Source organism: Streptomyces mirabilis (genome assembly GCF_039503195.1).
Lineage (GTDB): Bacteria > Actinomycetota > Actinomycetes > Streptomycetales > Streptomycetaceae > Streptomyces > Streptomyces mirabilis_D.
Map to the genome: position 1 here is coordinate 3727330 of NZ_JBCJKP010000001.1, position 22912 is coordinate 3750241.

Annotated in this window: 20 protein-coding genes and 1 pseudogene; 4 read left to right on the top strand and 17 right to left on the bottom strand. The window is 71.7% G+C overall.

Going from position 1 to position 22912, the window contains the following annotated elements:
• Window positions 1–35: 35 nt before the first annotated feature.
• Complete coding sequence (locus AAFF41_RS17525) at window positions 36–857, bottom strand: helix-turn-helix transcriptional regulator (protein WP_388406006.1); 822 nt, start codon at window positions 855–857, stop codon at window positions 36–38.
• Between the two features lie 144 nt (window positions 858–1001).
• Between AAFF41_RS17525 and AAFF41_RS17530 the strand changes: the two genes are divergently transcribed.
• Entirely contained in the window at window positions 1002–2453 is a 1452-nt protein-coding gene (locus AAFF41_RS17530) for an MFS transporter (protein WP_319744177.1), read from the top strand.
• On the opposite strand, the gene AAFF41_RS17535 is transcribed toward AAFF41_RS17530, so the two are convergent.
• From AAFF41_RS17535 to AAFF41_RS17555, 5 genes are all read right to left on the bottom strand, one after another.
• A complete protein-coding gene (locus AAFF41_RS17535; RefSeq protein WP_097284674.1) occupies window positions 2415–2774 on the bottom strand; it encodes an MmcQ/YjbR family DNA-binding protein in 360 nt (119 codons plus the stop codon). The two genes, AAFF41_RS17530 and AAFF41_RS17535, sit on opposite strands and share 39 nt — an antisense overlap.
• Before the next feature lie 40 nt (window positions 2775–2814).
• Window positions 2815–4128, bottom strand: coding sequence for a hemolysin family protein (locus AAFF41_RS17540; protein ID WP_060896462.1), 1314 nt, complete (start codon window positions 4126–4128; stop codon window positions 2815–2817).
• Window positions 4125–4622, bottom strand: coding sequence for an rRNA maturation RNase YbeY (gene ybeY, locus AAFF41_RS17545; protein WP_343324201.1), 498 nt, complete (start codon window positions 4620–4622; stop codon window positions 4125–4127). Before ybeY ends, AAFF41_RS17540 begins: the two co-directional genes overlap by 4 nt.
• A gap of 13 nt (window positions 4623–4635) precedes the next feature.
• Window positions 4636–5703, bottom strand: coding sequence for a PhoH family protein (locus AAFF41_RS17550; protein ID WP_343324202.1), 1068 nt, complete (start codon window positions 5701–5703; stop codon window positions 4636–4638).
• A 189-nt stretch (window positions 5704–5892) separates the two neighbouring features.
• A complete protein-coding gene (locus AAFF41_RS17555; protein WP_054235446.1) occupies window positions 5893–7002 on the bottom strand; it encodes a carbohydrate kinase family protein in 1110 nt (369 codons plus the stop codon).
• A 276-nt stretch (window positions 7003–7278) separates the two neighbouring features.
• Here AAFF41_RS17555 and AAFF41_RS17560 point away from each other — a divergent pair, with 276 nt between their 5' ends.
• Window positions 7279–8607, top strand: coding sequence for an MFS transporter (locus AAFF41_RS17560; RefSeq protein ID WP_319744181.1), 1329 nt, complete (start codon window positions 7279–7281; stop codon window positions 8605–8607).
• 12 nt (window positions 8608–8619) lie between these two features.
• Here AAFF41_RS17560 and AAFF41_RS17565 read toward each other — a convergent pair whose 3' ends face one another.
• From AAFF41_RS17565 to hrcA, 10 genes and pseudogenes are all read right to left on the bottom strand, one after another.
• Entirely contained in the window at window positions 8620–9612 is a 993-nt protein-coding gene (locus tag AAFF41_RS17565; RefSeq protein ID WP_319744183.1) for an adenosine deaminase, read from the bottom strand.
• 69 nt (window positions 9613–9681) lie between these two features.
• Window positions 9682–10613 (bottom strand): annotated as a pseudogene (locus tag AAFF41_RS17570) (ribonuclease Z).
• A 6-nt stretch (window positions 10614–10619) separates the two neighbouring features.
• Entirely contained in the window at window positions 10620–10973 is a 354-nt protein-coding gene (locus AAFF41_RS17575; protein ID WP_319744188.1) for a histidine triad nucleotide-binding protein, read from the bottom strand.
• Between the two features lie 77 nt (window positions 10974–11050).
• A complete protein-coding gene (locus AAFF41_RS17580) occupies window positions 11051–14296 on the bottom strand; it encodes a S41 family peptidase (RefSeq protein WP_319744190.1) in 3246 nt (1081 codons plus the stop codon).
• Window positions 14297–14341: 45 nt separating this feature from the next.
• The gene (locus AAFF41_RS17585; RefSeq protein WP_319744192.1) at window positions 14342–14923 is read right to left on the bottom strand and encodes a hypothetical protein; all 582 of its coding nucleotides are present in this window, start codon (window positions 14921–14923) and stop codon (window positions 14342–14344) included.
• Between the two features lie 111 nt (window positions 14924–15034).
• Window positions 15035–15427 (bottom strand): VOC family protein, encoded by a 393-nt coding sequence (locus tag AAFF41_RS17590; protein ID WP_319744194.1) that lies wholly within the window; start codon window positions 15425–15427, stop codon window positions 15035–15037.
• 24 nt (window positions 15428–15451) lie between these two features.
• Window positions 15452–16201 (bottom strand): 16S rRNA (uracil(1498)-N(3))-methyltransferase, encoded by a 750-nt coding sequence (locus AAFF41_RS17595; RefSeq protein WP_060901965.1) that lies wholly within the window; start codon window positions 16199–16201, stop codon window positions 15452–15454.
• A complete protein-coding gene (locus AAFF41_RS17600; protein ID WP_060901964.1) occupies window positions 16198–17286 on the bottom strand; it encodes a nitronate monooxygenase in 1089 nt (362 codons plus the stop codon). The genes AAFF41_RS17595 and AAFF41_RS17600 overlap by 4 nt, the downstream gene beginning before the upstream one ends.
• A 111-nt stretch (window positions 17287–17397) precedes the next feature.
• Window positions 17398–18534 carry a molecular chaperone DnaJ gene (dnaJ, locus tag AAFF41_RS17605; protein ID WP_054231959.1) on the bottom strand — a complete coding sequence of 379 codons (1137 nt, stop codon included), beginning with the start codon at window positions 18532–18534 and terminating at the stop codon, window positions 17398–17400.
• Entirely contained in the window at window positions 18535–19557 is a 1023-nt protein-coding gene (gene hrcA / locus AAFF41_RS17610; protein WP_054231958.1) for a heat-inducible transcriptional repressor HrcA, read from the bottom strand.
• A gap of 225 nt (window positions 19558–19782) precedes the next feature.
• Here hrcA and AAFF41_RS17615 point away from each other — a divergent pair, with 225 nt between their 5' ends.
• Together AAFF41_RS17615 and AAFF41_RS17620 are read left to right on the top strand one after the other, a co-directional pair.
• A complete protein-coding gene (locus AAFF41_RS17615; RefSeq protein WP_319744196.1) occupies window positions 19783–20568 on the top strand; it encodes an MBL fold metallo-hydrolase in 786 nt (261 codons plus the stop codon).
• A gap of 31 nt (window positions 20569–20599) precedes the next feature.
• Window positions 20600–21403 carry a DUF3097 domain-containing protein gene (locus tag AAFF41_RS17620; RefSeq protein WP_319744197.1) on the top strand — a complete coding sequence of 268 codons (804 nt, stop codon included), beginning with the start codon at window positions 20600–20602 and terminating at the stop codon, window positions 21401–21403.
• 273 nt (window positions 21404–21676) lie between these two features.
• Here AAFF41_RS17620 and hemW read toward each other — a convergent pair whose 3' ends face one another.
• On the bottom strand, window positions 21677–22909 hold the full coding sequence (gene hemW / locus AAFF41_RS17625; RefSeq protein ID WP_319744199.1) for a radical SAM family heme chaperone HemW: 1233 nt from the start codon (window positions 22907–22909) through the stop codon (window positions 21677–21679).
• Window positions 22910–22912: the final 3 nt, after the last annotated feature.

A 22912-nucleotide genomic window follows, 5' to 3' on the forward strand; every position in this document is an offset into this window, starting at 1 on the left:
AGCATACGAAGGGATCGGAAGCCGCACGCACCGACCTAGCCCGCCACGGGATACATCGAGCCCCGTCGCCCCTCCGGCGAGGCCAGCCACTCCAGCTTCGCCGCCGTGTTCGCCTCCGGCAGCGGCGTGTGCAGCACGATCGTGAGGTCGGGCCGCGCCGGCACCTTCATCGCGGTGGACTCGACGGCGAGCAGCCCGACGAGCGGGTGGTCGAGCTCCTTGCGGATCTGCCCGGCGTCCTCGATGTCCCGCTCCTCCCACAGCGCGGCGAACTCCGGTGAGGCGTCCCGGAGTTGATCCAGCACCTCCTGGTACCCCTCGTCGTCCGGCGCCGCCGCGCACGACGCGCGGAACTGGGCGACGACCGTGCGCGCGTTCTTCTCCCAGGTCCGGGACTGCCCCCGGTACAGCGGGTCGGTGAAGAAGTCGATGACGCAGTTCTGCGTGTTGTCGGGCCGCATCCCGAGGACCATCCCGGCGGCGTCGTTGTACATGACGCAGTTGTAGTAGGGGTCCATGATGTGCGCCGGATACGGCATCCACGTGTCGATCAGCCGCCGCAGCCCGTCGCACATGTCCCGGACCTCGGGCGCGACCTCCGGCGCGGGCGGGTTCAGCCCGGCGAGCAGGTACAGATGGCGTCGTTCGGCGTTGCTGAGCCGCAGGACGCGGGCGACCGCGTCGAGTACCTGGGGCGAGACCGAGATGTCCCGCCCCTGCTCCAGCCACTGGTACCAGGACGCGCCGACGCCCGCGAGCACGGCCACCTCCTCGCGGCGCAGCCCCGGCGTGCGGCGGCGGGCCCCGCCGTCCGGCAGACCGGCCTCCGCCGGGGACACCCTCGCCCGACGGCTCATCAGGAAGTCCCGCAGCTCACGCCGTCGGTGGGTCCTGAGCGCGTCCTCCGTCACGTGTGAATCCCCCTGTTGGTGACTGGTGGTGCGACCACCAGCATAAGTTCCCGCTCCCCACGGATATTCCGACGGCCGCACGCTCTTGTCATGGCGATCGACACCACCGCAACCACATCCGCTTCCCCAACTGTCCACTCCCCGCTCGGCACCCGGCTGTCGACCCGCGACAAACTCGTTCTCTTCGTGCTGTGCGCCGCGCAGTTCATGGTCGCGCTCGACTTCTCCGTACTGAACGTGGCGCTGCCCGTGCTCGGCAAGGACCTGGGCATGAGCCAGTCCGCGCTGCAGTGGGCGGTCACCGCCTTCGCCCTGCCGTCCGGCGGCTTCCTGCTCCTCTTCGGCCGCATCGGTGACCTGTACGGCCGTCGCAGGCTCTTCCTGACCGGCCTCGCCCTCTTCGGTACGGCCTCGCTGCTGGCGACCTTCGCCTGGGACCCGGCGTCGTTCCTGACGGGCCGGGCGTTGCAGGGCCTCGGCGCGGCGGCGATCGTGCCGACGGGCATGTCGCTGCTGACGACGACGTTCCCCGAGGGCCCGGCGCGCGACCGTGCGCTCGGCATCTCCGGCACACTCCTCTCCCTCGGCTTCACGGTCGGCATGGTGGCCGGCGGCGTCCTGACCGACGTACTGAGCTGGCGCTCGACGATGGGCCTGCTGTCGGTCTTCGCACTGATCGTGCTGCCGCTGGCCCCGGGCCTGCTGCCCGAGTCCCGCACCCCCGACCGCCCGCGCCTGGACGTTCCCGGCGCGGTCACCGTCACCGGCGGTCTGCTCGCCCTGATCTACGCCCTGTCCACGGCCGCCGAGCGCGGCTTCGGCGGCATCGACGTCATCGTGACCCTCGCCGCGGGCGTGCTCCTGCTCGCCGCCTTCGTGTACATCGAGTCCCGTGCCCACGCCCCGCTCGTCAGCCTCCCCATGCTGCGCCGCCGCACGGTGGCGTGGGGCAACCTGGGCGGTCTGGTCACCTTCTCGATGATGTCGACGGTCGTCTTCGCGCTGACGCTGTATCTGCAGGAGACCCTCGGTCTGTCCGCGTTCGAGACGGGGCTGGTCTTCGGGGTCCAGGGCGTCATGTCCGCCGTCGCCGGGGTGTACGCCCCGAAGGTCATCGGCCGCTTCGGCGCCCGCCGTACGCTGGTCGGCTCGCTCGCCGGTCAGGGCCTGTTCGTGGCGGGGCTGGTGCTGCTGAACGCCCACACCTGGTCGGTCTGGCTCGCCACCGCCGCGGTCTCGCTGGCCAGCATGTGCCACCTGGGCGCGATCATCTCGTACGGCCTGACGGTGACCTCGGGCGTTCCCGACGAGGAGCAGGGACTGGCCACAGGCCTGGTGACCTCCACCCAGCAGGTCGGCCTCACGATCGGCATCCCGCTGCTGGGTGTCCTGGCGACGACGTCGAGCGACCTGCTGGCCGGTGTCCACACGGTCCTCGCCCTGGACGCGGTGATCGTCCTGGCGGCGGCGGCGCTGGTGGCGACCGGGCTGGGCCGCGACCGCTCACGCCCGGTCGAGGCGGAGGCGCTCGGCCTTCGGTAGACCGGCGACGACGAGATCGTAGGAGTCCTCGATGAGCTCCCGGACCAGACGGTCCGGGAGTTCGCCGTCGACCGTCACCGTGTTCCAGTGCCGCTTGTTCATGTGGTAGCCCGGGACGATCAGGCCCGGGTGCTCGCCGCGCAGCCGGACCGCGTCCTCCGGGTCGCACTTGAGGTTGACCGTGAGCGGGCGCGCGTCCAGTCGTGTCAGCGCGAAGAGCTTGCCCAGCACCTTGAAGACGGAGATGTCCGGGGCGAAGGGGAAGTCCTCGACGGTCGCGTTGAAGGACAGACAGAACGCACGCAGCTGCTGAGGTTTCACTCCCGCGTCTCCTTCGCCCACGTCGCCTTCTCCGACGGCATCACTCCGGCTTCTTCTCCTCCTCGGACGGCTCCGGGTCCACCGGGCCGACCGGCTCGACGAGCACCGTGACGATCTTGTTCCGGCGCCCGGCCGCGGCCTCCGCCGTCAGCCGCAGCTCGCGTCCGTCGGGCAGCTCGACCACCGAGGAGGCACCGGCGATCGGAACCCGCCCGAGTGCCTTCGCCAGCAGTCCGCCGACCGTCTCCACGTCCTCGTCGTCGTACGCCTCGAAGCCGTACAGCTCGCCCAGGTCGCCGATGTCGAGACGGGCGGTCACCCGGTAGCTGTCGTCGCCGAGTTCCTGTACGGGCGGCAACTCACGGTCGTACTCGTCGGTGATCTCCCCGACGATCTCCTCGAGGATGTCCTCGATGGTGACGATGCCGGCCGTGCCGCCGTACTCGTCGATGACGACGGCGACGTGGTTGCGCTCCTGCTGCATCTCGCGCAGCAGGTCGCCCGCGTTCTTGGTGTCGGGCACGAAGGTCGCGGGCCGCATGGCCGTGGACACGAGTTCGGACTCGGCCTCACGGCTGATGTGCGTCTTGCGGGCCAGGTCCTTCAGGTACACGATCCCGACGACGTCGTCCTCGCTCTCCCCCGTGACGGGGATGCGCGAGAAGCCGGACCTCAGCGCCAGGGTGAGGGCCTGGCGGATGGTCTTGTACCGCTCGATGACGACGAGGTCGGTCCTCGGCACCATCACCTCTCGTACGAGGGTGTCGCCCAGCTCGAAGACGGAGTGCACCATGCGGCGCTCCTCGTCCTCGATCAGGGACTCCTTCTCGGCGAGGTCGACCAGCGCGCGCAGCTCGGCCTCGGAGGCGAACGGACCGCGCCTAAAGCCCTTGCCGGGCGTCAGCGCGTTGCCGATGAGGATGAGGAGAGGCGGGATCGGGCCCATGATCCTGGCCAGCGGCAGCAGGACGTACGAGGCCGCCGTCGCCGTGTTCAGCGGGTGCTGGCGGCCGATGGTGCGCGGCGAGACGCCCACGGCGACGTACGACACGAGGACCATGACCCCGATGGCGACGACGAGGGCCTCCCAGGTCTCGTCGAACTCCTTCAGGCAGGCGTACGTGACGAGCGCGGCGGCGGCCATCTCGCAGGCCACGCGCACCAGCAGTGCCACGTTCAGATAGCGGGTCGGGTCGGCGGCGACCTGGGCGAGCTTGGCGCTGCCGCGCCGCCCGGACCGTACCGCCTCCTCCGCGCGGAAGCTGGAGACACGCGCGAGGCCCGCCTCCGCGCAGGCGGCGAGCCAGGCGACCACGACCAGTGCGATGGCGCCGATGACGAGCTGAGGACTCATGAAACGGTCGGGGCCGGCGAGGGGCCCGTCATGCCCTTCTCCGCGCGCCAGCCGTCCACGATGGCGGCCTGCAGACCGAACATCTCGGCCTTCTCGTCCGCCTCCTCGTGGTCGTAGCCGAGCAGGTGCAGCACTCCATGGACGGTGAGGAGGTGCAGTTCCTCGTCCATGGAGTGCTGTGTGGAAGCATCCTTGCCCTGCCGCTCGGCGACCTCCGGGCACAGGACGATGTCACCGAGGAGTCCCTGCGGGGGCTCGTCGTCGTCCTTGGACGGCGGCCGCAGCTCGTCCATGGGGAACGACATCACGTCGGTGGGCCCCGGAAGGTCCATCCACTGGATGTGGAGCTGCTCCATGGCGTCGGCGTCCACGACGATCACCGAGAGTTCGGAGAGCGGGTGGATGCGCATCCGCGCGAGTGCGTAGCGGGCGATGTCGAGGATCGCCTGCTCGTCGACCTCGGTTCCGGACTCGTTGTTGACGTCGATCGACATGGTGCTCGCTTGTCTACTTCCCCTTGTGGCCGGCTTTGCCGCGGCTCTTGTGGGAGCCGTTCTCGGTGCCGTTCTCGCTGTCGTACTTCTCGTACGCGTCGACGATACGGCCGACCAGCTTGTGCCGTACGACATCGTGGGACGTGAGCCGCGAGAAGTGGACGTCGTCGAGGCCCTCCAGGATGTCCTGGACCTGGCGCAGGCCCGACTTCGTCCCGTTCGGGAGGTCGACCTGTGTCACGTCGCCCGTGACGACGATCTTCGACTCGAAGCCGAGGCGGGTGAGGAACATCTTCATCTGCTCGGCGCTCGTGTTCTGGGCCTCGTCCAGGATGATGAAGGCGTCGTTCAGGGTGCGACCGCGCATGTAGGCGAGCGGCGCGACCTCGATGGTCCCCGCCGCCATGAGCCGCGGGATGGAATCGGGGTCGAGCATGTCGTGCAGCGCGTCGTAGAGGGGCCGCAGGTAGGGGTCGATCTTCTCGTAGAGCGTGCCGGGCAGGAAGCCGAGCCGCTCGCCCGCCTCCACCGCGGGGCGGGTGAGGATGATCCGGTTGACCTGCTTGGACTGGAGCGCCTGTACGGCCTTCGCCATCGCGAGGTACGTCTTGCCGGTGCCGGCGGGGCCGATGCCGAAGACGATGGTGTGCTTGTCGATGGCGTCGACGTACCGCTTCTGGTTGAGCGTCTTGGGTCGGATGGTGCGGCCGCGCGAGGACAGGATGTTCTGCGTGAGCACTTCGGCAGGGGTTTCCTGACCGTCGCCCTCCCCGTTCTCGCTCGCCCTGAGCATGGCGATCGAGCGTTCCACTGCGTCCTCCGTCATCGGCTGCCCCGTGCGGAGCACCAGCATCATCTCGTCGAACAGGCGCTGGACGAGAGCGACTTCACCGGCGTCGCCGACCGCACTGATCTCATTGCCCCGGACGTGGATGTCGGCCGCCGGGAAGGCCTTCTCGATCACGCGAAGCAGCGCGTCTCCGGAACCCAGCACGGTCACCATGGGGTGCATGGCCGGGACGGTGAAATGCGCTCGTGCCTGCCCCGAAGCGGGGCTGTGAGCTGTGGGTGTCTGAGTCATGGGCCGGCTCTGTAGGCCTGCTTTTCCTCCTTGATCGGCACGCTTGCCACGGGGGCAGCCTTGCGGTTCCAAGGGTACGACGGTGGGGTGACAGTGCCGTAGGGCTTTTCGGCGCGGGTTCGGGGGCCGGGGCGGGGAGGAGCCCCGCTCCCAGGGGCAGGCGGAACCGGTCGTGCGGGGCGGGGAGCGTCAGGCCGACCGGCGGAAGCCGATGGTCGGGACCGCCCGTCGCAGCGGCCACGGACGGGTCACCTCCGGGAGGAGGCTCTCCAGGAAGGCGTACCGGCGCAGCGCGGCCGGTTCCTGGTCGTCGACGGACTGGACCCGGCGCCACCACGCCGCGATCTCGGCCCAGCCGGGCGCCGAGAGGGAGCCGCCGAACTCCTGGACGGAGAGCGCGGCGGTCAGCCCGGCGAAGGCGAGCCGGTCGGCGAGCGGCCAGTCGGCGAGGGTGCCCATCACGAACCCGGCGACGAAGACGTCCCCGGCACCGGTGGGGTCGAGGGCCTCCACGGCGATCGCGGGGACCTCGGCGGTCTCCCCGGTACGGCCGTCCACGGCGTACGCGCCCTCGGCACCGAGGGTGACGACGGCCAGTGGCACGTACTCGGTCAGCGCGTGCGCGGCGGCCCGCGGACAGTCCGCGCCGGTGTACCGCATCGCCTCGTCCGCGTTCGGCAGGAACGCCTCGCAGTGCTCCAGGTCCGCGAGCCCGGCCAGGTCCCAGCGCCCGGTGTCGTCCCAGCCGACGTCCGCGAAGATCCGGGTGCCCGCACGCGCGGACTCGGCGATCCAGTGCGCGCGCGTGCCGGGCGTCAGCGAGGCGACGGCGGCACGCGCACGGGGGGCGTGTTCCGGCGCCGGCTCCTCCGGGGGCGGCTCGTGCCCGTGGCTGACCATCGTCCGCTCGCCCTCGTACGCCATCGACACGGTGACCGGCGAGTGCCAGTCGGGCACGGTGCGCGACGGGGCGAGGTCGATGCCCTCGCCCTGTTCCAGGGCGTCCCAGCAGTACTCCCCGTAGTGGTCGTCCCCGAAGGCCGCCGCCAGGGAGGTCTTGAGGCCGAGGCGGGCGAGCGCGGTCGCCATGTTGGCGACGCCGCCGGGGCTCGACCCCATCCCGCGCGCCCAGGACTCGGTGCCACGCACCGGGGCGGTGTCGAGCCCGGTGAAGATGATGTCGAGGAAGACGGTGCCGGTGAGGTAGACGTCCCAGGGCGGGTCCTGAGGGGTGCGCAGACCGGCGAGCGGGTCGACGTGAGCGTGACAGTACGGTCGCTCTCCGTTGGTCTCGATCACGGTGCGCTCCCTGAGGTGGTGCGGATTCAGGCCAGTGTGCACCAAACGGCACACGGTACGGCGCCGGTCGAGGCCGGAACGGACCGATGAACAGCCGGGTAAAAATCGTGCGCCTACCCCACCCTTCCCCCCACAAACGGAACGTGACCTGGATCACACCTCCCCGCCTACGTCGCACCCCCACCCGCTTGATACAAATTGCCCGCGCGTTCCTGTCCGTCGACAGCCGCCCACCCCCCTCATCGAGCCGCTCTTTCGCATGCCCTGGGAACGCCCGTGTCCGCCCGCACCACCACGCCCTGGCCCCTCGTCGCCCTTTTCACGGCCGGGTACCTCGCCCCGTACCTGCTCCCGACCACCGTCGGCCGGCTGAGCGCGGGTCTCCCCCTCTCCGCCACCGAGGCCGGTTCCATCGGCAGCGCCCTGCTGCTGAGTTCGGCGACGGCGGGCTTCCTGCTCGCGTCCCGGGTGGACCGCTTCGGCCCCCGCGGGCTCGCCCGCGGCGGCCTGCTCCTGGCCGCCGCCGGCTACGGCACCGCCGCCCTCACGACGACCATCCCCCTGGTCGTCCTCGGTGCGATCGTCGGCGGCCTCGGTTCCGGCACGATCACCAGCGTCGCCGCCACCGGGATCGCCGGCCAGCGCGACCCCCACCGCACCACCACCCTGGGCCTGCTGGGTGTCTCCGCCCTCGCGGGCACGCTGTATCTGACGATCCCCCACCTGGGTCCGGGCCACGGCCACCCCCTCGCCGCGATCGCCGTCACCGCGCTGCTCGTGCTGCCCGTGACCCGCCGCCTCCCCGCCGCCGGCGCCCCCGAGACCCCCCACACCCCCGCCGCCCGCACCCTCCGCGCCACCACCACTCCGCTCCCCCACCGCCGCGCCGGTCTCGTCCTGGCCGCCTCGATGCTCTGCTGGTCCCTCGCCCAGAATTCACTCTGGGGTGTCAGCGGCCGGATCGGTCTGCGGCAGGCGGGGCTGACGGAGGTGACCGTCGGCGCGGTCTTCGCGGTGGCGCTCGGCGCGGGGCTGCTCGGGGTGATCGGCGCGGGCACGCTCGGCCGGCGCCTGGGCCGGGCGCTGCCCATCGGCGCGGGCACGGCCCTGATCGCCGGATGCATCGCGCTCAGCGCGGCGGCCACCGACCTGACGTCCTTCGCGACGGGCGAGATCGCCTGGAACACGGTCTACCCGGTCGTGCTCTCCTACGTCATCGGCCTCGCCGCGTCCCTGGACCGGCGCGGCCGATGGGCGGTCCTCGTCGGCTCCGCCTCCTCGCTCGGCACGGCGTGCGGCCCGCTCGCGGGCAGTCTGCTCTCCGCGCGGGTCGGATACCCGGGGATGGGCGTGATCCTGGCCCTCGGCCTGCTCCTGATCACCGTCCCGATGACGGCCGTGGCCCTGCGCACCCGGCGCGCCGCGCCGCTCCCGCAGGAGCACCCCGTCGTGGAGTACCCGGTCGTGGAGATCCCCGTCGTGGAGATCCCGGTCGTGGAAATCCCGCTGGACGCCGTCCCGGCACCCCGAACGGCGTACGACACGGCAGGGCCCCGGCAGGCGACCGCGGGTGCGGCGGCCGGGCCGGGGCCCGGAAGCAGGTAGTCCCGTCTCGGTCTATCCGAACTCGTACGCCTCGACCTCGGCGAGGTAGCGCGCCCGCCGCTCCTCGTCGTGCTCGAGGAAGGACGCCACGAACGAGTTGCGCGCCAGTTCCCGCATCCGCTCCCGGTCCAGCCCCAGCGCCCCGTGCACGGCGTGGAAGGTGTCGCCGATGTACCCGCCGAAGTACGCGGGGTCGTCGGAGTTGACCGTGCACAGCAGCCCGGCGTCCAGCATCGCGGGCAGCGGGTGGTCCTCCAGGACGTCCACGGCGCGCAGCCGTACGTTCGACAGCGGGCAGAGCGTCAGCGGCACCCGGTCCCGTACGAGCCGCTCGACCAGCTCGGGGTCCTCCATGCAGCGCAGCCCGTGGTCGATGCGCTCGACGCCGAGCACGTCCAGCGCCTCGGTGATGTACTCCGGCGGCCCCTCCTCGCCCGCGTGGGCGACGCGCCGCAGCCCGAGCGCGGCGGCGGCCTCGTAGACCTCGCGGAACTTGACCGGCGGGTGCCCGACCTCGGCGGAGTCGAGGCCGATGCCGACGATCCGGTCGAGGTAGGGCTTCGCGGCCTCCAGGGTCGCGAGCGCCGACTCCGCGGACTCGTCGCGCAGGAAGCACATGATCAGCTGGGTGGAGACGCCGTGCGTCTCCTCGCTGCGGGAGAACGCCCGGTGCAGCCCCTCGACGACCGTCCCCATGCCGATGCCCCGGGCGATGTGGGCCTGCGGGTCGAAGAAGATCTCCGCGTGCCTCACGCCCTGCGCGGCGGCCCGTGCGAGGTAGGCGTCGGCGAGGTCGGCGAAGTCCTGCTCGGTCCGCAGGACGGCCATGAGCTCGTAGTACAGGTTCAGGAACGACTGGAGGTCGTCGAAGAGATACGCCTTGCGCAGCTCCTCGGTGTCCGCGTAGGGGAGCGTGACGCCGTTGCGGGCGGCGAGTTCGAAGGCCAGCTCGGGTTCGAGGGTGCCTTCGATGTGGAGGTGCAGTTCTGCTTTGGGGAGGGGCATCGAAATATCGTACGGGTGTGTACCGACGATCTCGTGCGATGACGCCTCGTCGACTCGTACGACGACGGCTCATCGCCGCTTCGGCACCGGCACCCGCACCAGATCGTGCGCCACGGTCAGCTCCCCCTCGAACCCGGCGGCCCGGGCCTGCCGCTCGAATTCTCCCCGGACTCCGCCCGGGAGGTGCCCCCAGGTTCGGAATACCGCTGGCTGAAGTGCGTGAGCACGAGATGCCGTACGCCCGCGTCCCGCGCCACCCGTCCCGCCTGGCCGGCCGTCAGGTGGCCGTGGTCGACGGCGAGTTGGTGATCGCCGTCCAGGAACGTCGACTCGATGACGAGGAGGTCGCAGCCCTCGGCGAGGGCGTCCACACCCTCACACAGCCGCGTGTCCATGACGAACGCGAACCGCTGCCCGCGCCGCACCTCGCTCACGTCGTCGAGCGAGACCCCGCCGAGCGCGCCCTCGCGCTGGATCCGCCCCACGTCCGGCCCCTTGATCCCGTGCTCCGCGAGCAGTGCGGGCAGCATCCGCCGACCGTCCGGCTCGACCAGCCGGTAGCCGAAGGACTCCACGGGGTGGGAGAGCCTGCGGGCCTCCAGGGTGTACGAGGGGGTGGTCGCGAGCACGCCGTCCGCCTCGACCGGTGCCTCGGTCAGCTCGACGGTCTCGCGGTAGGCCGTCGCGTACCGCAACCGGTCGAAGAAGCGCTGCCCGGAGCGCGGGTAGTGCGCGGTCACCTCGTGCGGGACACGGTCGAGGTTGATGCGCTGGATCACCCCGGCGAGGCCGAGGGAGTGGTCGCCGTGGAAGTGGGTGACGCAGATCCGGTGCAGGTCGTGCGCGGCGGCCCCGGCCCGCAGCATCTGCCGCTGGGTGCCCTCACCCGGGTCGAAGAGCAGGCCCTCCCCGTCCCAGCGCAGCAGATAGCCGTTGTGGTTACGGTGCCGGGTGGGGACCTGGCTGGCGGTGCCGAGGACCACCAGTTCACGTACGGACAAGGTCGGTTACCCCGGCGGCCACTGCATGCCACGGCCGCCCAGGAGGTGGGCGTGCGCGTGGAAGACGGTCTGGCCCGCGCCGCCGCCCGTGTTGAACACGATGCGGTAGCTCTCCAGCTTCTCCTCGGACGCCACCTCGCCCGCCTCGCGCAGCAGGTCCGCGGCGATGGCGGGCTCGGCGGCGGCGAGGGAGGCCGCGTCCGGGTGGTGCACCTTGGGGATGACCAGGATGTGCGTGGGCGCCTGGGGGTTTATGTCGCGGAAGGCGACGGTCGTGTCGGTCTCCCGGACGACGTTCGCGGGAACGTGCCCCGCGACGATCTTGCAGAACAGACAGTCGTCCTGCGGTTCTCCCGTCATGCGTGTGCCTCCTCACGCCGTCTGATCATTACGTCGTGCATCGTATCGGCCTCAGTAGGTACGGGTGGGTGCCCGGATCAGAGCTCCGGCAGCGTCGGTGCCGCCTTCGCCGGGTTCTCCGCGAGCGCGGCCAGCGCAATCCGGATCGCCTCGTCGAGCTGCGCGTCGCGCCCGGCCGCGTGGTCCTGCGGCGTCTGGACGACCTCGACGTCCGGGTCGACACCGTGGTTCTCCACGCCCCACCCGTAACCGTCCAGCCAGAACGCGTACTTGGGCTGGGTGACGAGGGTGCCGTCGACGAGCCGGTACCGGCTGTCGATGCCGACGACCCCGCCCCACGTCCGCGTCCCGACGACCGGCCCGATGCCCAGCGCCTTGATCGCCGCGTTGACGATGTCGCCGTCCGAGCCGGAGAACTCGTTGGCGACGGCGACGACCGGTCCGCGCGGCGCGTCCTCCGGATAGCTGTACGGCCGCATCCCCCGCGGCAGGTCCCAGCCCACGATCCGCCGCGCGAGCTTCTCCACGACCAACTGGGAGGTGTGGCCGCCGCGGTTCTCCCGGACGTCCACGACCAGCCCCTCCCGGGCCACCTCAACGCGCAGGTCGCGGTGGATCTGGGCCCAGCCGGGCGCCTGCATGTCGGGCACATGGAGATAGCCGAGCCGTCCGCCCGACTTCTCGTGGACATAGGCACGCCGGTCCGCGACCCAGGCGTGGTAGCGCAGCGGCTCCTCGTCGGCGAGCGGGACGACCACGGCGTGCCGCGGATCGCCGCCGCCCGACGGGGAGACGGTCAGCTCGACCGGCTTGCCCGCGGTGCCGACGAGCAGCGGCCCGGGTCCGGCCACCGGGTCCACCGGCTGCCCGGCGACCGCGACGATCGCGTCCCCGGCGCGCACCGCGACGCCGGGCGCGGCGAGCGGCGCCCGCGCGTGCGGGTCGGACGTCTCCGAGGGGAGGATCCGGTCGATGCGCCAACTGCCGTCCTCATGACGGGAGATGTCCGCCCCGAGCAGTCCCTGCGCCCGGTCGCCGCCGCCCCAGCCGCCGCGCGGGGTCACGTACGCGTGCGAGGTGCCGAGTTCGCCCTGCACCTCCCACAGCAGGTCGACGAGGTCGTCGTGCGTGGCGACCCGTTCGAGCACCGGCCGGTACCTCTCCAGTACGCCTTCCCAGTCGACCCCGCCCAGGTCGGGCCGCCAGAAGTTGTCGCGCATGAGGCGGCCGGTCTCGTCGTACATCTGCCGCCACTCGGCGGCCGGGTCGACGGTCTGGCGGACCCGGGAGAGGTCGACGGTGATGTTCGTGTCGCTCTCGTCGTCGTTCGAGGCGCGGCGGTCGCTGGGAACGACCTTGAGCTTGCCGTCGGTCCACAGCAGGACGCGTTTGCCGTCGCCGCTGACGGCGAAGTGGTCGGCGTCCGCGGCGAGGTGCTCGACGCGCTGCTGGGCGAGGTCGTACCGCTCCAGTTCGGTCTTCGGGTCCGGGTCGTCCGGGGTGGCGCGGGAGGCGCCGAGGACTCCGACGACCGGGTGGCGCAGCCACAGCAACCCGTCCTTGGCGGCGCGCAGGGTCGAGTAGCGGGCCGCCTCCACGGGGAACGGGACGATCCGGTCGGCGAGTCCGTCGAGGTCGATACGGGTGGTGGGGGCGCCCTCGCTGTCGGGCGTCTCGTCCTTGTCGGATGCCTCGAAGGGGCGGCCGTGGCGCTGCGGTCCGAAGGGGGACGGGGTGGTCGCGGCCAGGGTGATCAGATGCGGCCGGGAGCCCCCGACGAACGCGAGGTCGAAGACGTGTTCGTCGTAGACGGGGTCGAAGGAGCGGGCCGAGAGGAAGGCGAGGTGCTTGCCGTCGAGGGTGAACGCGGGTGCGTAGTCGCGGAAGCGCAGCGGGGTCGCCTCGGTCACCGACAGGTCGGCGGTGTTGGCCAGCTTGAGCTGGCGCAGCGGGCGCGGGCCGGGGTGCGACCAGGCGAGCCAGGTGGAGTCCGGCGAGAAGACGAGCCCGGAGACCTCGCCGTCCTCGCCCCGGTCGACCTCCCGTACCTCGCCGGTCTCCCGCTCGACGAGCAGCACCCGTCCGTCGTGCGAGGCGACGGCGGCGCGGCTGCCGTCGGGTGCCATGGCGAGCCCGAGGACCCGCCCCAGCTGTCCGGCGGCGAGCCGGCGCGGGGTGGCCCCGGGCGCGAGACCGGTCGCCGGGGCGAACTCCAGCGCGTCGTCACCGGCCGCGTCCGTGACCCACACCACGTACTCCTCGCCCTCCACCCGGAAGGCGCGGGGCAGCCGGGCGCGCACACCGGGCCGGGCGGCGAGCGCGCGGGCCGGTCCGGAGCGGTGGGTGACCCAGTGGACGGCGCCGCGCACGGAGACCGCGCTGCCGCGTCCGGTGTGGTCGGGGGCGGCGGCCGAGAACCAGCGGGAGGCGCTCACGAGGTGCGGCTGCTGGTCGACGCGCTGTCCGCCGAGCCGCAGGTCGAGCCGGCGCGGCTCGGCGCCGTCCAGGTCGTCGAGGAGCCACAGTTCACCGGCGGACGCGTACACGACCCGGGCGCCGTCGGTCGCCGCGTGCCGGGCGTAGAAGCCGTCGATCGGCGTGTGGCGGCGCAGATCGGATCCGTCGGCGAGGGAGGAGTAGAGCGCTCCGACACCCTCGTGGTCGGACAGGAAGGCGACGCGCTCCCCCACCCACAGGGGGTATTCGAGGTTCCCGTCCAGGTCCTCGTGCAGCCGTACGAACTCGCCGGCCCCCGCCCCGTCGCCGCCGGCCCTGTCGATCCACAGCTTGCCCGCCGTGCCGCCCCGGTACCGCTTCCACCAGGCGGCCTCGCGCCCCATGGGAGCCGACAGCAGCAGCACCCCCGGATCGCCGTGGACCACGTCGCCGACCGGCCCGTACGGGAGGGTGGTCGCGGGGCCCCCGTCGAGCGGGACGGCCCGGGCCCAGCTGCGGCGCAGGCTGGCCTGGCCCTGGGTGCTGAGCGCGAGCACGCGCCCGTCCGGGGTCCAGCCGCGCACCTGGGTCTTCGAACTCCCCCAGTACGTCAGCCGCGTGGACGGTCCGCCCTCCAGGGGCGCGGCGTGCACCTCGGGCGCTCCGTCGCGGGTCGACGTCCAGGCGACGGTCGTACCGTCCGGGGAGATGCGGGGGTGGTTCACCGGCATGTTGTCGGCGCTGACCCGCCAGGCGCGACCGCCGCCGTCGAGGGGGGCGACCCAGACGTCGTCCTCGGCGGTGAAGGCGACCAGCTCGCCGTGCAGATGCGGAAACCGGAGATACGCGGGCGATACCGACGACGCGGACGATGCAGACTGAGTCACCCGATCACCCTATGCAGGGACAGCTCGGCCCGACAGGGGTTCGGATCACTTGCCCTGGGAGGGCCAGCAGGTGGGATCGCCCTTGCACCACATGGTCTTCGTCACGGTGACGGTGGTGGTGGGGCCCGGACGGTGGTAGGTGGGCGCACCGTAGGTGGGGGGTGTGTACGAGGGCGTGCTCGGGGCGTTGCAGTTGCCCAGTACGTTCACGTGGAACCACTGCTTGCCGCCGACCTTGGCCGTCAGGTCCCCGCGGACGCACTTGCCCTCGACCTCGCGGGTGACCTTCCCGGTGATGGTGATCTGCCGCCGGTCCTTGGTCTGCCCCCGGCAGTCCACCTCCACCACGGAGGGCGTGGAACTCGAGGCCGACGGTGTGTGCCCCGGGGTGTAGGCCTTGTTCCCGCCGCCGTAGGACCCGGTGCAGCTCAGGTACTGCACGTCGACGTGCTGCCGCTGCAGCTCCGCGGTCCCGGCCCGGTCGGTCGTGTACGCCACCGCGGAGGCGCTCAGCCCGCCGACCGGTTCGCACGCGGCCACCCCGAAGGCGCTCACCACGGCGAGCCCGGCGACCATCGGTCCCCGACGACCCGTCACCAGTCGCTTCACCACTCGTCGAAAACGCATCAATGCCCCCATAGACGGCAGAGTGCCACTGTCCCGGGCGTCGCGGTAGACCCCATACGGCCACTACACACCCGCGTGCGCCCCCGTCGAACGCATATGCGTGAAACTCTGTCAGGTCCGCAGGAGGAGCCACTCCTGAAGTTCCACCAGGTTGCCCTCGGGGTCCTTGAGGTGGGCGACCCGCATCCGGTCCGTCATGAAGTCCGGGCCGTGCACGAGGACGGCGCCGCGCGAGGTGATGGCCGCGCAGTAGGAGTCGAGGTCGTCGACGCGCAGGACCACCAGGGAGCGGTGGCCGGTCGCCGAGTCGCCCAGTTCACCGAGTATCCGGGCCATCATCGCGCGGTCCTGGAGCGCGATGCCCGCCGAACCGACGGTGGGGCTGAACTTCTCGTACGGTCCTTCGGTCGCGCCCGACTGGGGCTTGAGGCCGAGGACCTCGGCGTAGAAGTGGTAGCAGACCGGGAAGTCCGAGACGAGCAGCCGTACTTGGGCGAGTTCCAAGGTGTCCCCCGTGCGTGCGCGAGGTCAGGACCAGCGGCCGGTGCGCGCCATCAGCAGCGCGGTCGCCACCGTCCCGGCGGTCGATGTACGCAGCACGGTACGCCCCAGGTGGCACGTCTTCGCGCCCGCCCCGGTGAACAGCTCGATCTCCTCGGGGGAGATCCCGCCCTCGGGGCCGACCACCAGCACGATCTCGCCCGAGGTGGGGAGTTCGGCCGTCACGAACGGCTCGGTGCCGACCTCCGTGTCCTCGTGCAGCACCGCCGCGAAGTCGGCACTGGCCAAAAGTGCGGCAACCTGCTTGGTCGTCGCCGCGTCCGCGACCTCCGGGAAGCGCACCCGGCGCGACTGCTTGCCGGCCTCCCTGGCCGTGGCCCGCCACTTGGCGAGCGCCTTCAGACCCCGCTCGCCCTTCCACTGCGTGATGCAGCGGGACGCGGCCCAGGGAACGATCGCGTCGACGCCGGTCTCGGTCATCGTCTCCACGGCCACCTCGCCCCGGTCGCCCTTGGGGAGCGCCTGGACGACGGTGATGCGGGGCTCCTCCGGGGGCTCCTCGCTGTACGAGTCCATCTGGACGATCAGCCGGTCCTTGCCCTCGGTGGCGACGACCACGCACTCGGCCCACCGCCCGGCCCCGTCCGTGAGGACGACGTCCTCACCAGGGTTCAGCCGCTTCACGGAGACGGCGTGGCGCCCCTCCGGGCCGTCGAGCACGTACCGTCCGCCGCTGCCCGCCTCGAAGTGCTCGACGACGAACACCGGTGCCGTCATCGGACCTCACCCCCCGCTTCCCCGGCGGCCGACAACGCTGTCCTGGCCTCCTCGAGCTCCGCGCTCAGCACCTCCACCAGCTGCCCGGCGGGCAGCTCGCGCGCCATGCGGTGCCCCTGCCCGGCCCACAGCGCCATGCCCTGTGCGTCGCCCGCCTTGGCCGCCGCCTTGCGCAGCGGGGAGGTGAGGTGGTGGACCTCGGGGTACGCGGCGGGCGCGTACGGGCCGTGCTCGCGCATGAACCGGTTCACCAGGCCGCGCGCCGGCCGCCCGGAGAACGCGCGCGTCAGCTCCGTCCGTACGAACAGCGGGTTGGTCAGCGCCTGCTTGTGCACGGCGTTGGCGCCGGACTCCGGGGTGGCGAGGAACGCGGTGCCGAGCTGCGCGGCGTTCGCGCCCGCGGCCAGCACCGCGGCGATCTGGCTGCCGCGCATGATGCCGCCGGCGGCGATGATCGGGATGTCCACGGCCTCGCGGACCTGCGCGATCAGCGACAGCAGCCCGATACCCGTGCCGTCCGTCTCCGGGTTGTCGCGGTGGGTGCCCTGGTGGCCGCCCGCCTCCACGCCCTGCGCGATGACCGCGTCGGCGCCGGCCCGCTGGACGGCGAGGGCCTCCTCGGCCGTGGTCGCGGTGATCACGGTGAGGGTGCCGGCGCGGCGCAGGGACTCCAGGACGTCGGTGCTCGGGACGCCGAAGTGGAACGAGACCACCGGCACCGGGTTGTCGAGGAGGACGGCGAGCTTGGCGTCGTAGCCGTCGTCACGGCCGCTGTCGGGTTCACCGAGTTCGGTCTCGTACCAGGAGGACTCGCCCGCGAGCTGGTGGGCGTAGACCTCGACCGCCGCGGGGTCCGCGTACTCGGGCTGCGGCATGAACAGATTGACCCCGAAGGGGCAGCCCGTGAGCCCGCGCAATTGCTTGATCTCCTGGTACATGCCGTCGGCGGTCTTGTACCCGGCGGCAAGGAACCCGAGCCCGCCGGCCTCGGACACGGCGGCCGCGAGATGCGGGACGGAGACGCCGCCCGCCATGGGGGCCTGCACGATCGGGTGGGGGAGGAGATCGGTCAGTGCGGTGGACATGACGGCATGTTGTCACGTCCTCCGAACAAGTCCGAATCGGGCCTTCCGCCTGGCATAGGCCACCGGGATGGACGCTCGAGCACCTGGGGGCGGAGCCCCCAGGAACCCCCGTCAGCGACCGTTGAACGCGTCCTTCAGGCGCGAGAACAGCCCCTGCTGCCCGGGCTGGAACTGCCCGGTGGGCCGCTCCTCCCCGCGCAGCAGCGCCAGCTCCCGCAGCAACCGCTCCTGCTCGGGATCGAGCTTCGTGGGCGTGGTCACCTCGACGTGCACGATGAGGTCACCGCGGCCACCGCCCCGCAGATGCGTGACACCCCGCCCGTGCAGCGGAATCGACTGCCCGGACTGCGTGCCCGGACGGATGTCGACCTCCTCGAGACCGTCAAGGGTCTCCAGCGGCACCTTGGTGCCGAGCGAGGCCGCGGTCATCGGAATGGTCACCGTGCAGTGCAGATCGTCCCCGCGCCGCTGGAACGTGGAGTGCGGCAGCTCGTGGATCTCGACGTAGAGGTCACCGGCGGGACCGCCACCGGGCCCGACCTCGCCCTCGCCCGCGAGCTGGATCCGCGTGCCGTTGTCGACACCGGCGGGGATCTTGACGGTCAGCGTGCGACGCGACCGGACGCGCCCGTCACCGGCGCACTCGGGGCAGGGAGTCGGGACGACGGTCCCGAAGCCCTGGCACTGCGGACACGGCCGGGAGGTCATGACCTGCCCGAGGAAGGACCGCGTGACCTGGGACACCTCACCCCGCCCGCGACACATGTCACAGGTCTGGGCCGAGGTACCCGGCGCCGCGCCCTCACCGTTGCAGGTGGCGCAGACGACGGCCGTGTCGACCTGGATGTCCTTCGTGGTGCCGAAGGCCGCCTCGTCCAGCTCGATCTCGAGCCGGATCATGGCGTCCTGGCCACGCCGCGTACGCGATCGCGGACCGCGCTGCGACGCCGTACCGAAGAAGGCGTCCATGATGTCCGAGAAGTTCCCGAACCCGCCGGCGCCGAAGCCGCCCGCACCGCCGCCGCCCGACTGGGACAGCGGGTCGCCGCCGAGGTCGTAGACCTGCTTCTTCTGCGGGTCCGACAACACCTCGTACGCGGCGTTGATCTCCTTGAACCGCTCCTGCGTCTTCGGATCGGGATTGACGTCCGGGTGCAGCTCGCGTGCGAGCCGCCGGAAGGCCTTCTTGATCTCGTCCTGGGACGCGTCGCGGCGCACGCCGAGTACGGCGTAGTAGTCCGTGGCCACTTAAGACTCCGCCAGGATCTGTCCGACGTACCGTGCCACCGCTCGTACCGCTCCCATCGTGCCGGGGTAATCCATGCGGGTCGGTCCGACCACGCCGAGTTTCGCTACTGCCTCGTCGCCCGAACCGTAGCCGACCGAGACGACGGACGTGGAGTTGAGTCCCTCATACGCGTTCTCGTGCCCGATTCGCACGGTCATGCTCGAATCCCCGGCCTCACCAAGCAACTTGAGAAGCACGACCTGCTCCTCCAGCGCTTCGAGCACCGGCCGGATGGTGAGAGGGAAGTCATGTCCGAAGCGCGTCAGATTGGCGGTCCCGCCGATCATCAGCCGCTCCTCGGTCTCCTCGACGAGCGTCTCCAGAAGAGTGGAGAGCACCGTCGCGACCGTACCCCGGTCCTCCGCCTCGAACGCGTCCGGGAGGTCCTGCACGAGCTGCGGGACGTCCGCGAAGCGACGGCCCGCGACCCTGCTGTTGAGCCGGGCCCGCAGATCCGCGAGCGACGTTTCTCCGAACGGGACCGGGCAGTCGATCATGCGCTGCTCGACCCGCCCGGTGTCCGTGATCAGCACGAGCATCACACGGGCAGGCGCGAGCGACAGCAGCTCCACGTGCCGCACGGTCGATCTCGTCAGCGACGGATACTGCACGACGGCGACCTGCCGGGTGAGCTGCGCGAGCAGCCGCACCGTCCGCCCGACGACGTCGTCCAGGTCGACCGCGCCGTCCAGGAAGTTCTGAATGGCCCGCCGCTCGGGCGCGGTCATCGGCTTGACGCCGGCGAGCTTGTCGACGAAGAGCCGGTAGCCCTTGTCGGTGGGGATCCGCCCGGCGCTGGTGTGCGGCTGGGCGATGTACCCCTCGTCCTCCAGGGCCGCCATGTCGTTGCGGACGGTGGCCGGGGAGACCCCCAGCCGGTGCCGCTCGGTCAGCGCCTTGGACCCGACCGCGACCGGCTCGTCGGTGCCGACATAGTCCTGGACGATGGCGCGCAGCACCTCGAGCCTGCGTTCACTGAGCATCGCGCACACCTCCAGCTGTCGACCCTCGGCGCCTCGCTTGGCACTCAGCGCGTGCGAGTGCCAGCATTCCCCGGCCCAGTGTACGGCCGGTGGGTACGGCCCCGGCAAGGGCGGTCCCGCGATCTTGTGCAAGGTGCACGGACGTACACCGACGTGTCGCGCGATGTCACACCGTCCCTGCCCCCGAATGCCGTCGCGTCCACGCCCTCCCGCTAGCGTCGGCGTATGAAGGTGACTTGGGAAGAGGCGGGGTGGGAGCAGCTGACACCGCGGGTGGGGCGGCGGCGGCTTCCGGTCTGGGACTGCACGGTCGGACTGGTCGTGGGCGAGGGTGGGGCGCTGATCGTCGACGCGGGGTCGAGCCTCGCGGAGGGCGCGCGGTTGCGCGGGGAGGCGCAGGCGCTCGCCGGCCGCCGTGTGAACTTCCTCGCGCTCACCCACCCCCACTTCGACCATGTCCTCGGCGCGGCGGCGTTCGCGGGCGCGGAGGTCCTCGTCGCGGGCGGCTCGGCCGAGGTGTACGAGCACGGGCGCGAGGAGCTGTACACGGACGCGGTACGGGGCGGGCTGGACGCGCGGGCGGCGGAGGACGCGGCGGACACCCTGGTGCGACCCCGGCACTACGTGTGGGGCACCCGGCGTCTCGAGCTGACCGGCGGCGTCGAGGTCCTGCTGGTGCGGACGGGCGAGGGCCACACCGCCCACGACCTCGTGGTCGTGGTGCCGGGCGACCCGACGGTGGTGTTCTGCGGCGACCTGGTCGAGGAGTCCGGCGAACCCCAGGCGGGCCCCGATGCCGTACCGTCACGCTGGCCCGGGGCCCTCGACAGGTTGCTCGAACTCGGGGGCGAGGACGCGTTGTACGTGCCCGGTCACGGGGCGGTCGTGGACGCCGGGTTCGTACGGTCCCAGCGGGACGCGCTGGCCGCGCGTTTCGGCGTGTCGGGTTTCGGCGAGCCGGGTCTCGCCACGCCGGGTTTCGACGGATCGGATTTCGGCGTGTCGCGTTGAGCGCCGCCGAGCTTCTCCTATCGTCATCCGAATGCGCCAGTACTCTCCGGACCTGACTCCGCCGTGGAAGAAGCCCAAGCCCGTGCCGGAGGTTCCGGCGGAGCCGGGCCTGGTGGTCGAGGAGCCGGGTACCGGTTTCTGCGGTGCGGTGATCCGCTGCGAGGCGGGCACGGTGACGCTGGAGGACCGCTTCGGCAAGCACCGCGTGTTCCCTCTGGAACCGCGCGGTTTCCTCCTGGAGGGCCAGGTGGTCACCCTCACCCGCCCCTCCTCCGCCACCACCCGTCCCACCCGCACGGCCTCCGGTTCGGTGGCCGTCCCCGGCGCGCGGGCCCGGGTCGCCCGTGCCGGCCGGATCTACGTGGAGGGCCGCCACGACGCCGAGCTGGTCGAACGGGTCTGGGGCGACGATCTGCGCATCGAGGGCGTCGTGGTCGAGTACCTGGAGGGCGTCGACGACCTGCCCGCGATCGTGGCGGACTTCTCACCCGGCCCCGACGCCCGCCTCGGGGTCCTCGTCGACCACCTGGTGCCCGGCAGCAAGGAGTCCCGTATCGCGGCGTCGGTCACGAGCGATCACGCCCTGGTCCTCGGCCACCCCTACATCGACATCTGGGAAGCCGTGAAGCCGTCGTCCGTAGGCATCCCGTCCTGGCCCCGGGTCCCCCACGGCCAGGACTGGAAAACCGGCGTCTGCCGCGCCCTCGGCTGGCCCGAGAACACCGGCGCCGCCTGGCAGCACATCCTGTCCCGCGTCCACTCCTACAAGGACCTGCAGCCGGAACTCCTGGGCCGAGTGGAAGAACTCATCGACTTCGTCACAGCCCCACACTGACAACAGGCTCCCCAGCCCCCCTCCAGGGGCGCTACGCCCCCTGGCCCCGCGCATCGCCCTGAACGGCCTCGTCCTCAAACGCCGGACGGGCTGAAGGCTTTCAGGGGCGCGGGGAACTGCGCGAACAACCCCCACCGGCCCACGGCCGAAGAACAACGGGCGGCCGGGGTCCGGGGCGCAGCCCCGACCCTCCAGGGGCACGGGGAACTGCGCGGGCGGCCCCCACCCACCCGCGGCCGAAGAACACGGCCGGGGCGTGGGGGCGCAGCCCCCTCAGTCCACCAGGTCGCGTACGACCGCGTCCGCCAGCAACCGCCCCCGCAACGTAAGAACCGCCCGCCCCTCGCCGTACGGCCCTGATTCGAGCAACCCCTCCGACCACGCGCGCCCCGCCGCCGCAAGCCCCTCCGCCCGCAGCAGCGACAACGGACACCCCTCCCGAAGCCGCAGCTCCAGCAGAATCCGCTCCACCCGCCGGTCCTCCTCCGAGAGCAGCTCACGCCCCGCCCCAGGAGACCGCCCCGCGGCCAACGCCCCCGCATACGCCCCGGGATGCTTCACGTTCCACCACCGCACCCCGCCCACATGGCTGTGGGCCCCGGGCCCGGCTCCCCACCAGTCGGCACCCCGCCAGTACAGCTCGTTGTGAAGGCACCGCCCGGCGGCGGAAGTGGCCCAGTTGGACACCTCGTACCAGTCGAACCCCGCCCCGGAGAGCACCTCGTCGGCGATCAGATACCGGTCCGCATGCACATCGTCGTCCGTCATCGGCACCTCGCCCCGCCGGATACGGCGGGCGAGCTGCGTCCCCTCCTCGACGATCAGCGCGTACGCGGAGACATGGTCGGGCCCGGCACCGAGCGCGGCGTCGAGCGAGGCCCGCCAGTCGTCGTCGGACTCACCGGGCGTGCCGTAGATCAGGTCGAGGTTCACATGCTCGAACCCGACCGCTCGCGCCTCGGCGACACACGCCTCGGGCCGGCCGGGGGTGTGCGTACGGTCGAGCACCTTGAGGACGTGCTGCCGGGCGCTCTGCATGCCGAAGGAGATCCGGTTGAACCCTCCGGCCCTGAGCGTCTCCAGATACCGCGGATCAACCGACTCCGGGTTCGCCTCGGTCGTGATCTCCGCGTCGTCCGCGAGCCCGAACTCGTCCCGGATCGCCCCCAGCATCCGTACCAGGTCGTCGGCGGCCAGCAGCGTGGGCGTACCGCCGCCGACGAACACGGTACGGACGGGTCGCGGGTCGTCGCCGAGGACCTTGCGGGCGAGCCGGACCTCGTCGATCAGCGTGTCCGCGTAGTTGTCGCGGGAGGCGAGCACGCCCCCGGTGCCCCGCAGCTCGGTCGCCGTGTAGGTGTTGAAGTCGCAGTAGCCGCAGCGGGTCGCGCAGTACGGCACGTGAAGGTAGAAACCGAGGGGTCGCTCGGCGGCTCCGGCCAGCGCGTGCGCGGGCAGCGCCCCGTCGTCGGGGACGGGCTCACCGTCGGGAAGTGCGGAAGGCATGCC